The organism is Pseudoalteromonas piscicida (genome assembly GCF_002744175.1).
GTDB classification, from domain to species: Bacteria; Pseudomonadota; Gammaproteobacteria; order Enterobacterales; family Alteromonadaceae; genus Pseudoalteromonas; species Pseudoalteromonas piscicida_B.
Window position 1 is genome coordinate 1 of sequence record NZ_NKHF01000004.1, and the last position, 12,412, is coordinate 12,412.

Annotated in this window: 8 protein-coding genes; 4 read left to right on the forward strand and 4 right to left on the reverse strand. The window is 46.3% G+C overall.

Features of this window, described 5'->3' with window-relative positions; genetic code table 11:
- The first annotated feature begins 142 nt into the window (after positions 1-142).
- Positions 143-3,076, forward strand: coding sequence for a TonB-dependent receptor (locus tag CEX98_RS00765; protein ID WP_099640238.1), 2,934 nt, complete (start codon positions 143-145; stop codon positions 3,074-3,076).
- Between the two features lie 53 nt (positions 3,077-3,129).
- On the opposite strand, the gene CEX98_RS00770 is transcribed toward CEX98_RS00765, so the two are convergent.
- Together CEX98_RS00770 and CEX98_RS00775 are read right to left on the reverse strand one after the other, a co-directional pair.
- Positions 3,130-5,541: a YbcC family protein gene (locus CEX98_RS00770; protein WP_242441581.1), complete on the reverse strand. Its 2,412-nt coding sequence runs from the start codon at positions 5,539-5,541 to the stop codon at positions 3,130-3,132.
- Positions 5,542-5,549: 8 nt separating this feature from the next.
- Positions 5,550-7,121, reverse strand: coding sequence for an NADH-quinone oxidoreductase subunit L (locus CEX98_RS00775; protein WP_242441582.1), 1,572 nt, complete (start codon positions 7,119-7,121; stop codon positions 5,550-5,552).
- Positions 7,122-7,230: 109 nt separating this feature from the next.
- On the opposite strand from CEX98_RS00775, the gene CEX98_RS00780 reads away from it, so the two are divergent.
- Positions 7,231-8,124: a LysR family transcriptional regulator gene (locus CEX98_RS00780; RefSeq protein ID WP_099640240.1), complete on the forward strand. Its 894-nt coding sequence runs from the start codon at positions 7,231-7,233 to the stop codon at positions 8,122-8,124.
- 165 nt (positions 8,125-8,289) lie between these two features.
- Complete coding sequence (locus CEX98_RS00785; RefSeq protein ID WP_099640241.1) at positions 8,290-9,909, forward strand: DUF342 domain-containing protein; 1,620 nt, start codon at positions 8,290-8,292, stop codon at positions 9,907-9,909.
- An 18-nt stretch (positions 9,910-9,927) separates the two neighbouring features.
- On the opposite strand, the gene mutM is transcribed toward CEX98_RS00785, so the two are convergent.
- Both mutM and CEX98_RS00795 read right to left on the reverse strand, forming a co-directional pair.
- On the reverse strand, positions 9,928-10,737 hold the full coding sequence (gene mutM / locus CEX98_RS00790; protein WP_099640242.1) for a bifunctional DNA-formamidopyrimidine glycosylase/DNA-(apurinic or apyrimidinic site) lyase: 810 nt from the start codon (positions 10,735-10,737) through the stop codon (positions 9,928-9,930).
- A 24-nt stretch (positions 10,738-10,761) separates the two neighbouring features.
- Entirely contained in the window at positions 10,762-11,247 is a 486-nt protein-coding gene (locus CEX98_RS00795) for a hypothetical protein (RefSeq protein ID WP_099640243.1), read from the reverse strand.
- A gap of 224 nt (positions 11,248-11,471) precedes the next feature.
- Here CEX98_RS00795 and CEX98_RS00800 point away from each other — a divergent pair, with 224 nt between their 5' ends.
- Positions 11,472-12,395: a manganese-dependent inorganic pyrophosphatase gene (locus tag CEX98_RS00800; protein WP_099640244.1), complete on the forward strand. Its 924-nt coding sequence runs from the start codon at positions 11,472-11,474 to the stop codon at positions 12,393-12,395.
- The last annotated feature ends 17 nt before the right edge of the window (positions 12,396-12,412 follow it).

Sequence of the window (12,412 nt, forward strand, 5' to 3'; positions counted from 1 at the left end):
TCAACAGGCCCTAATACATTTGGTATAAAAAGTAGGTGGCAACGACCAACTAGCCCCTACTTTTTAAAATAATGCATCAATACAGGTACGGAAAAATAGTTCTCATTCGTTTTTATAGATAAAACCATTCTCCGAGAACAACATGAACAAGTTAAAGCTTACAACAGTAGCGCTGGCCGCAGCGCTTGCTACGCAAAGCGTCACCGCACAAGCCAATACGCAAGTATTGATGCTCGACATCCAACCGCAGTCGCTAGAGCAAACCTTAATAGATATTGCACAACAGTCAAATATGACGTTGATTTTTGAACCTGAATTGATCCAATCACACACAGCCCCCAGACTCCAAGGCCCAGCCACCGTAAGAGATGCACTTACACAAGTATTACAAGGCTCAGGCCTGAGCATGACCATAGAAGACAATGCCATTATCTTGCATCAATCCAAAAGCTCAGTAACTGCCACTGAATTAAGTGCCATTCAGGTTGCTGGTAGCTTTATTGCACCGGGTATGTTTGACGAAAGCCAAGTAGAACAAGCCGACTTGCCCTATTTAAAAACCAGCTCAGCGGTTTTTGTCGATAGCGATAAAATCGCACAGTTTCGTGGCACGTCAGCGGCCGACATATTAAAAGGCATTCCCGGTGTACAGGTCGGTGAATCTCGTAACGGCGGAGCCATTGACGTCAATATTCGAGGCATGCAAGGACAAAACCGAGTACCGGTTGTGATCGACGGTGCTATCCAAAGCACCACCGTATATCGAGGCTACGCAGGGATCTCAGATAGAGCCTATGTCGACCCAGATCTGTTAAGCACCATACACATAAACAAAGGCCCCAATAATAGTGAACATGGTACAGGTGCTGTTGGCGGTGTTGTGGTCATGGATACGCTTAAAACCAAAGATATTATCCAAGCTGGCGAGCGCACTGGGGTTCGAATAAAAGCCGGTGTACAAAGCAACACACGTCACGCACCAAGTGACTTCCATGCCACGCCTCGAGACGATGCACCTAGCTTACTCGACAGCGACGCCCATTTTTATAATATCGCTTTTGCGTCGGAGCAAGAGGATTTTAGCATTGTACTTGCCGCAGCAAACCGCGATGCAGGCAACTATTTTGCCGGAGAAAAAGACCGAGAGCGTTACTTTTATGAAGCTCCAGCCAGTGACTGGGAAGAGGTCAATGGCGAATGGATCGAGACAAAGTACACCAAGACCGAAGAAGGGATCGCACGATTTTACAAAGCCGGTGAAGAAGTACTAAATACGGCCAATAAAACCCGCTCTTTACTTATCAAGCCAACTTGGATGATTAACGATAACTCTGCTTTAGAGTTCAGTTACCGTGGCTTTGATGCCGACTACGGTGAGATCATGGCCTCACAAATTTATCGCAACTCAGGCGATACTCTGAGCCAATGGAAGCACTCCAAACAAGACGTCGACGCCTACAGCTTACGTTATCAATACAGTTCTGCCACAGATCCACTATTAAAAAAGCTTAAAGCGAATGTATGGTTCACAACAACAGACTCAAAGGCCTACAACGGCAATGTGTTTGGCAACCCATTAGAAGGTAAAGAGTTTACTGGCGATCATGAATGCGAAGCTTGCGTTGATATACTTTACTTAGCGAAAACCCAAGCCCAGCGTACGGGCGTTGAATTAAGTAACCAAAGCCTGTTTAGCTTCGCCGATCAAGGCATATTAACGCTCGATTACGGCTACACATTCCAAAAAGAAGATGTTGGCCCTGGCGATGATGTTCACTATAGCCAAACCGATCTTCAAACCAACCGTAAGCACCGCGATGGCACACGTTATGAGAGCAGCCTATTTGTGCAGTCCAAATGGGCGCCAACATCCTGGCTCAGCTTAGAGCTTGGCGGTCGCTACACTTGGTTTCGTGTTAATGACCACAATGCATATTGGGAAGAAGACACTAAAAAGTATCAAGTCATTCAACTTTGGGATGCTGACAACAACAGCCTAGGCGAAGCGCGCTGGTATGCCGATAGTGACGGTAACTATAGCGACGCAAACGATCCTCGCGTCACCGGAACAGGCGAAGTCAGCGCATGGGGACAAGACCCTGTCGATATTTCTCAAGTTGACTACGTAGACAGTTCGCTGGGTTGGGCTGAGCGCAGCGAGGGACTTGGCACTTATACCATAGGCGAAACCGCATCACGTCGAGATGATGGCTTTACCGCAAACTTTGCTATCAATGGACAACTGAATGACTACTGGCTCGGTTATTTAAGATATAGCGAGGCCATGAGAATGCCCAGCATTATGGAATCAACCTTAGGTTGGTCGGTGGCAAGCGTGATATTTGAGGTAGACCCGGAGCGCGCCAAAAACTGGGAACTCGGTATTTCCTATATTGATGATGCGCTATTTGGCAGCACCACATCTCGGATTAAGTTAGCCTATTTCGATAACACCATAGATAACTACATCACGCGCCGAACGGTGACTGATCGTACCCTTATTCGTCCTTACGATGTTACGTTAACCATAGGTAATACCGATGAGTTTGCAACCAAGGGCATAGAGTTTCAGTCTTACTTAGCATACGGCCCTGTGTTTGCTGATCTTAGCGCCACTTATTACACCGACGTCAAGCTTTGTGACTCACAAACAGCGCAATATATACGAGACAAAAGTGGCTTAACTGACGAAGTACCTGATTGTTCAAGCTTTGGGTTTTCTGGTAACTATGTGTCTAACCACATTCCCCCAAAAAAGGCCGCCACTGCAATCTTAGGCCTGAACTTGCTAGACGAGAAGTTAGAGATTGGCACGCGCATTACGTATACCGGCGCACCAGAAACCGATTTCGACCGCGATAGCGGTTGGCAAAACTGGCATGGAACAGCTGCGCACACGCCAACCGAGTCGTATCGCTTAGTCGATGTGTACGCCAAATACCAGTTGAGTGAACATGTTGAGGTTAATTTCCATATTGATAATGTCACTAACGAATTTTACCTTGATGCCTTAGCCTTGAGCCTAATGCCAGGGCCTGGACGCACCTCAAAACTGAGTGTGACCGCTAAGTTTTAGTAAAAACCGGCCTCCCTCACTCAAGTTTGTTCAGTGAAGGAGGCCACTTAACATTAACACAACGGTAGCCACTGACCATGTTGGAAGCGGCTCACACTCTGACCATCAGGGGCGATAGCCAATAAGTATAGCCATTCGTTTTCAACCAGTTGTTTCACCACTTCATGCTCAGCCATTATACGAGTTAGCGCGTCTTCAGGGGCTTGCACGAAAACACTTAGTCGCTGCGGGGTGTGCATCCATTTTTCGCCATTGTGAACAGATTGAATAGGCAAACCAATACGTAAGTCTCCACCATTCCCCTCGAATACCCCTATTCGCCCTCCTACCACATTATGCAGCACCTTATTACCACTGCCATACTTGTGTGTGTCGGTTACCGAGGCGTTATATTGCATATTGATCCAGTTGGTCACCAACATAGGTGCCGTTAAGATTGTGGTTAATTGACTAAAGTCTGGGTCTTGCTGGCAATCATATTCGTGAAGAAATACACGCCCTTGTAGGTCCAGCCCTTGTGTGGTTTTTCTTGGTGCCACAATAAAAGCAGCATTGTTGGCAAGCCCCCACTCAGGGCGAACTTGAGACCAGTCGGTAGTCCGAGCAATAAACTGCTTATGTAATGCTTGCTGCGACATGCCTTCAGGGTTCAACGCCAGTGTTTGTGCCCGTTCAACACGCGCCATATGTGATGCCTGCTGTAACCACTCAGAAACATCCTGACTCACGTCATCATACGTTACAATGGCTTCAGTGGTGGTATTGTGAAGCGCAGCGACAAAACGAGTATTTGCTGGAATATTTACTTCTAACTTACTGAGCTCAGTGCGCACGGCAGGGTCATTTAAAAGCTGTGCTAACACTTTCACATTCACCTCGCCAGACTGACCACCACATGCCCCACATTGCAACCCAGCTTCATGTAAATTATTGGTGGTGTGCGCGCCATGGCCAACCAAAAGTACGGTATCCGCAAATGTCTTTAAGCCCATTCCCGCCAATATCCCAGCTGCAAGTTTGGCTTGATCAGCAGCACAAATGTCTTTGCCATCTTGTTTTAGGCGCCACTTGCGATCATCAATATGGCTGTCCACGGGGTGTCTGGCTGAATCCAGCGCAAAGACCTTGCTTAATAATTGATAAAAATAGCTCATCCCCATGGACTCAACCATAGAAAACGACGCCGCCGCAGAATGTGACCAACTATGCCAGCGTCCAGCTTGCTGCCGGTGGGTCGCAAGAGCTTGAGGCGCAGGGGTTTGTATTGCAGTAATTGGCGCTTTTAACAACCCAGGTAATTGCGGTCGGCTAAAGCGACAATTGGTCGCATGATACTCCAGTGGCAGGCCAAAAAAGCCGGCATATCCAAGCGTTTGAATACCTGCATTCTGTGCTTCAAGGGCTCTGCGGATAACTTCTGAGCGCACATCAATACAAAAAGCGGCCTGCAAGGTAACCTCATGGTTTGCACTTGGTAGATCTGCAAGCAGCTGCTCTGTTAGCGTCATTTGATAACTTAATTCGAGTGCTCGCTGAAATACCATACGCGGGAGCAGCGCACTTTTGTGCTCTGCAATAATCTCTGGTAATTGCAGCTTTTGCTTGTTCCAATGATATTTTATGCGCGTAAACGTTGTGGGATGACGGTCGCTCACATATTGCCAAATCACTAACTCCCATGCCATGCGGATCGCCAATAATGCGCGCATATCTGACGCCGGCTGCTTGGCTAAATCGGCCTGCCAACGCTCATACGCAACCCATGAGCCCCAGCCATTAATATCCAGCAGCAACATATGCGCGTAATCGCTAAGCGCATTAAAGTCGACTTCCAAGGTCTCTACGGCTAACGCGATAAGGGTGTCAGGATCTGTCGGCAATGCTTTGAAATAGTCAGCCAGTCCGGACTCTCCCATCACTATGCTGATCCCCAAATCTCGCGATACGGTTTCATGCCAATGACGATATAAACAAAGTTTGTCTTGCCCATGAGTTTGTTTCAAGATCGGCTGTACTTGCTGATAATGCGCGGCACAAAATTGGCTGATCTGATGACTGATCTCTTCTTGCCACGGCATCTTATGCTCAGAGCGATGACGGTCGAGTAAATCGGCCAACGTATGCCAATGGGGTAGCTCACCGCAGTGGCTCTGCTTGAGCCAGTTAAGCAGCTCGGTTGTACCACGCAACACGTCATAATGCTGTGCAGCCTGTTGTAGCGCGGCTTCTTGAATGGCTTGTTGCTGCCACTGCGCGACATAAAAAGCAACTGGCATCAACATCCTCACCTGCGCCAAGGCACTCATTTTATGGGCCACGGCATCAAAGGGTAACTCTCTCATGCCCCAAAATGGATTGACTGCTATCAGTTGATCTAATGGCCAAGTTGGCGCGATTCGAGCTTCAGCGCTAAGCAACTGCTGCTGTTGTGGCGCTGACAACGGAGTGATTGGTTTATTTTGCATATTCAACACTACTTCTGCTCCTCATGACCGGCTGCGTATCGATGCATTGCCAAGTGCTTCTGCTTTTTGGTCCTTGGTAAATGCACGGGCCAAATAAATATGGTCAGGCGTGTCATCCATTCATCTAAGTACAGTCCCGCATATAACACCCGTGAAAGTTTTTGTATCGAGGGTAATTGTGCGCGGTAATACAATAAGTAATTCACTACAACCAAAGTAACGACGATACCGAGTAACCAAAGATCTGCAGGAGACAGCGCTTGGGCTCTGAGCTCACTGGGCAATACAATCACTGAATGGAACACCCATTTTTGTAGACTGTAGGCCGCTAGCAACAGCACTGCAATCGCGATAATTCTAAAATAACTGCTCGCGACTTGTGCTTCAAAACGTAGCGCCAGCCATACCGTCAGCGCCCCTACCATTAATGCCCAAATGCTCACCGGACCTTGGTATGCGATCACCACAGCGGCAGCGTAAGTCAAAGCCAGAGCGCCACACAGCGCTACCAACCATTGCCACAAGGGAGGCTCGGTTTGGTTACTCATTCGACGGGTCAAATCTTCATAAAGCCACTGACTGGCGTTTAAAAATGCGTGTGCCTTGTATGCTGAATGCGCTAAAAGATGCAGGAGTGCTAATTCGTATAGTCCAAGCGCACACTCCACCAGCATTAACCCCATTTGTGCACAAGTGGACCAAGCGAGTCGTACCTTCAAGCTGATCCGAGTGGTCATGATAAGTGCGGCAAGTAAAGTTGTGATCCCAGCCACAATTAATAGCAGCCATTTCGCGGCATCAACCCGTAAAATAAGCGGACCAAAAGTCATCACTAAAAAGCCGCCTAAGTTGATGATCCCCGCGTGCAATAATGCACTAACCGGCGTTGGCGATTCCACAACTTGCATTAGCCAGCCATGCACGGGCAGTTGAGCACACTTAATCAAGGCTACAAGGGCGAGAAGACAAGCCGCAACTTGCTCTAAGGTACTGAGCGCTCCGGTGTGCGCGCTGTAATATGCGCTGATGTCGCTGAGTTGCAGCATACCGGTGCTTAAGTAAAGGCAAATAAAAGCACCAAGTAACGCGCTTTCAGCGAGCCGCGCAAGAATAAACTTTTTATGTGCAGCTAATGCAGCTCTAGGACGGTTGGGATAAAACAATAAAAGACGGTGTAGGCTCAAGCTTATACCCACCCAAGCTAACCAAAACAACGCGAGGTGGTTGCTTAGTACCACCACAGTGACACTCAACAATGTGATCAACAGATAGCGAAAATAGCGGTTTCGGTGCTTTTCACCGGCAAGATAATGAATAGAGTAGCGCAGCAATATAAAGCTCATAAAGCTAATCAAAGACACGACACTAAGCCGTAAAAAGTTCATTTCAAACCATGTGCTCGCAGTAAGCTTTGCCGTCGCCCACAAGCCCCAGGCCGCGATAACACACGCAGCCACTCCGAGTGCAAAAACATTTGTCGCGCGCAGCAGGCTCGTATTAGTACGAGTGGATTTGCCCATAAAGGACGCGGCAGTCAAAAAGTGTAGCAGCAGTAAAACAACCAAAACGTTAGTAATCACTCTCTAAGCTTCTTTTCTAGACCTAAGATACCGGTATTATTTCAACCTTTTTAAATTAAGAAAAATAGATATAATTTAACTATTCGTTCTGTTTTTATTATGTATTAAGATGAGTCGACTCAACTATCATCACTTGTATTATTTTTGGCAAGTTGCCAAGGTTGGCAACCTTACTCAAGTAGCCAAAACTTTGCACGTCTCCCAGTCTGCGCTCTCTGCACAGATTAAGCAGCTTGAACATAATGTGGGGGTGTCGTTGTTTGAACGTGTTGGTCGCAGCTTAATGCTTACCGATCAGGGGAAAAAAGTACTGAGTTATGCCGATGATATTTTTACCACAGGGCAAGAGCTTGAAGCTTTGTTAAGCCGAGGTGTGCAATCGACTACTCATGTCACCATTGGTGTACTAACCACACTTTCGCGTAACTTTGTGGAAGCCTTTATCAGCCCACTAATGCAACGTAGTGATGTGCAGTTTACGTTAAAGTCGGGCAGTATTTCTGAGCTGTTAAATGGGCTGACCAATCACGAGTTGGATCTGGTCTTGACCAATCGTACCGTCAACCTAGATACCTCAGATCCTTACTGGCAATGCCAAGAGGTCGCTAAACAGCCATTGGCAATTATTGGACCGCCGCATCTCAAACCAACTACACCATTCCCTCAGGGGTTTGAGCAAACTCGCTGGATTTTGCCGCCTGCCAACTCAGATCTGCGAACTGCATTTAATGCACTATGTGCACAATACCAATATTTTCCAAATATACTGGCTGAAGTGGACGATATGGCAATGATGCGATTACTCGCCCGAGACAGCGGCGCCATTGCCGTTTTACCCGCCGTTGTAGTGAAAGACGAAATTGCCCAAGGAGTACTACAACAGTATCAAGATCTTCCTGATATATATGAGTATTTTTATGCCATATCGACACATAAAAAAGTGGTTCCTGAAGCGATTAAAATTTTGCTGCAAGCGGCGCGGAATCAGCCAGTTTCATTTTGATTATACGTATTTATTGATCAGTCAAAAGTACTAGAAAACCGCAATTTCTCCGCGTTTTTAAGCTGAGTGCACTATTATCTAAGAAATTAGCCCTAAGCACTTGACCATTTAACGTTTATTTAGCAAGCTGAGAATATAGGGTACAGTTTCAACGAGGCAGTCATCGTGTTCAAACTCGCGCATAACGGCAATATTTTGATGGATGTGAAATCGGTTTCACCGCCTAGTGCTGCCTTTATTGTTGAAGCGCTTGAGAAGTCGAAATTTGCCGCTTGCGAAGTTGACCATGAATCCATCGATGCCTATTTCAAAAGTGAGTTTCCAGAAAGCCAGTTGGTGGTTGCGAAACAACATGATGCCGAGTTTAGCGTCACACTGAGCGACGATAAAATGCAGGCCGTTGCCCAGTTAAAAACGGCACAAGGTGGTAAAACGATTACCCTAGAAGATGCCAAAAAAGTCATCATCAAAGCAGGTGTTAGTCGCGGCTATAAACAAGCCTACCTTGAAAAGATTCTCAGTAAACAGTTTGAGCTTTCCCCCGGCGAAGAAGCGTCTGGCGTAATTGCACAGGGGCGGCCACCACAAGATGGCCAACCGGCTAAGCTGCTCGCTCATGTGCAAACATTAAAAGAGCGACTAAAACAACCCAAAATGCGTGAAGATGGCACGGTTGATATGCGTGACTTTGGTAAGCTTGCCAGCGTCGCCCCTGGCGATTTACTCGTTACACAAAAACCAGCCACACCAGGTAAAGAAGGGTTTACCGTCACAGGAGAAACTATTGAAGCTAAACCCGGCGACTCGTTTCAACTTATGGCTGGAGAAGGCACTGAGATAAACCCGCAAAATCCACTTGAGCTTATCGCCGTCATTGCTGGTTGTCCGTCAGACATTGCGAATGGTATGCGCGTGGATGATGTTTTTACCATTGCAGATGTCACAGTAAAAAGCGGCCACGTCGATTTTAATGGCAGCGTTGTGGTTACTCACAATGTTGAACCTGGTATGCATGTTACCGCGCAAGGAGACATCACCGTCCTTGGCACGGTAGAGTCTGGTGAGTTGATCGCTGGTGGTAGTATCGAGGTCAAAGGTGGTGTGATTGGTCATGTAGATCATCAAAATAACGAGCAGGGCCTAACGTGCAAACTTATCGCCAAAGGCAATGTTGAAATAGCCCATGGTCAATACACTTACCTTGAAGGTGAGAATGTGCTGATTAACAAGCAAAGTAATCACTGTGATATTAAAGCAGAGAAGCTGATCCAAGTAGGCACGGGAGATCACCCTAATGGCAAACTCATAGGCGGCTCAATCATAGATGCACAAATGGTGGTTGCCGGAGAGATCGGCAGTGAATCCGGTGCAAAGATGATGGTCTACTTGGCGCGCAAAGGGTTAAAAATCACCGAAGAAACAGACACCTTATTCAAAGAAGTGGCAACAACAAACGAGTCGTTAGATCAACTTCAACAGGCCATAGAAAAAGCGGAATTAGTTAAAGACACCGCTAAAAAACAGGCGCTTAAAACGAAAATAGGCGCAACACAAATGCATTATTGCCAACAAGCTGAGCAGCTAGAAAAGCAGCTTTATCAGCTTGATCATGACCTAAATGCCTTATTGGAAAACACTAGGCTGTCTGCGAATAAAGCCCTGCACTCAGGCGTTGAAATCCATATTTTCGACCGAGTTTACAAAACGACGCGAAGCTATCCGCCATGCACAGCTACACTGCAAGAAAACCAAGTCAAGATTGATTTCAAAACGGCTGGAAGCTAGTCAGTCGAGGCATAAAGGTTATCGCTGACATTTGGCACAATAAACTGTACTACGCTGCCCCAAGCGAATTTCTTTTAACGGTGTTTCACAAGTTACGCACGCTTCCCCTTTACGGCCATACACTAACAATTCTTGGGCAAAGTAACCCGGTTTACCATCGCTTTGAGAAAAATCTTTTAGGGTCGTTCCACCTTGCTTTATGGCAGCGCTGAGGGTCTCTTTGATGATCGGTGTTAGAAGTTGATAGCGCTTAAGCGAGATTTTACCGGCTTCTTTTTTGGGGTGGATCCCTGCTTTAAATAGAGACTCATTGGCGTAAATGTTACCCACGCCAACCACTACATTGTTATCCATGATAAATTGTTTTACCGCTTGCTTCTTTCCTCGACTCATTTCAAACAAGTGCTCAGCGGTAAATAGCGCAGTTAGAGGCTCTGGACCAAGCTTTGCCAGCACGGTATGTTGCTCACCAGCGCGCTGCCATAAAAATGCTCCAAAGCGACGAGGATCATTTAATCGTAATGATTTACCTGTAGCTAAGATGATCTCTACATGATCGTGCTTTTTTAGAGGCGCTTGAGCATCTACGACTCGTAAATTGCCGGACATACCTAAATGCAGAATTGCCGTACCGTGAGTTGATTCAATCAGCAGGTATTTGGCGCGTCGCTTTACTGCCGTCACCTTTTCTCCTTCGAGCAGTTTCACATCAGCAGGTACGGGCCATCTCAGCTTGCTATTGTGCACTTTTACTGTGGCAATCACTTGTTGCTCTAAATAAGGTTGAATGCCTAACCGGCTTACTTCGACTTCTGGTAATTCAGGCATCACGCACTTAATCTCTTATTTGTATCAAAATTCAATGGGTGAAAATAACGCTTTGGCTTGTTCGAGCGTCAGCGCAAACCAGCGCTGCTTTTGTTTATCGAACAAATAAAAGTCACTCTCGCTTTGGTACAGTTGATAGCTCAAAGGTAACTCTTGAGTTGCCAGCCAAAGCTGAGCAGCACTCAATGCTTGCCCCATTTGCTCGGGTTTATCAATAACCAATAACTGAGCACTTTGCCACTTTGCTACCAAAGCTTTTAGCGCGGCTTCAGAGAAATCTTTTTCTTCCTCAGGCGGTAATGCTATACGCCAGCTTGTGCCAATGCGTTCAACTTTATACCCAGGAAAAGCGATGGTTAGTACAAAGCTTTGCTCTGGTAGCACCGCCTGTATACCAGCAGCGTCATCATCTGGGTTCAATTTATAATGGAGACCATTGAGAAAGAAAATCATTAATAACATGGAAAATATCACCACATTATTCCATGCCTTGCGGCTCATTTGGATCATACTCATCTCCTAACTTGAGCTATTAGTGTATAATACCCAACGACATTAATACACGTTGATATGCCTTACCCCAAGCGATTATTTCATGCGCATCAATAATCTTTAAACACCGGCTGTCTACCTTGCAATTTTACGCCCTCATCTACGCCAAATTGCGCATTTACACTATTTAAATGGCAAGTTATTTTGCTAGAATGTGGGCAAAATTTTAAGGAGTTCCGTCAATGGCAATGTATGTAGTGGGTCACAAGATCCCTGATTCAGATTCAATCTGCGGTGCAATCGCACTTGCTTATTTAAAAAACCAAATTGGTGAAGAAGCAATCCCAACACGTTTAGGTGAAGTATCGCCTGAAACACAGTTTATCCTTGACCGTTTTGGCTTTGAAGCGCCAGAACTAAAAATGAGCTATGCGGGTGAAGACGTTTATATCGTTGACCACACAGAAAAGACACAAGCCCCAGATGACATCGACAAAGCAACGGTTGTTGGTGTAGTTGACCACCACAAACTAGGTGATTTAACAACTTCTACACCGCTAGAGTGTTGGATCCGTCCTGTAGGTTGTAGTAACACTATTATCAAAATGATGTACGACTTCTACGGCGTAGAAATTCCAGCAAACATCGCGGGGATTATGATGTGTGCAATCCTTAGTGACACTGTGATCTTCAAATCACCAACCTGTACCACGGCAGACATCAAATGTGTTGAAGCACTGGCAGAAATCGCAGGCGTTGACGATGCAAAAGCATTAGGCATGGAAATGTTCAAAGTGAAGTCAGCTGTTGACGGCACGCCAATTCGCGATTTGGTCATGCGTGACTTTAAAGACTTCAATATGAATGGCAACCTAGTTGGTATTGGTCAACTTGAAGTGGTTGACCTTGCGGTGTTCGACAAAATCAAAGACGAGCTACACGCAGATATCGCGAAGCTAAAAGAAGAAGGCAACCGTCACAGCGTTATGCTACTTCTTACCGATATCATGAAAGAAGGTTCACAAATGCTAATTGCCTCAGATGACGAAGCTATTATTGCTAAAGCATACGATGCAAAACCAGAAGCAAGCCAAGTATGGTTAGATGGCGTACTTAGCCGTAAGAAGCAAGTTGTGCCACCACTGCAAGATGCATTTGCAGAGTAATAACATTGCCGAGGTGT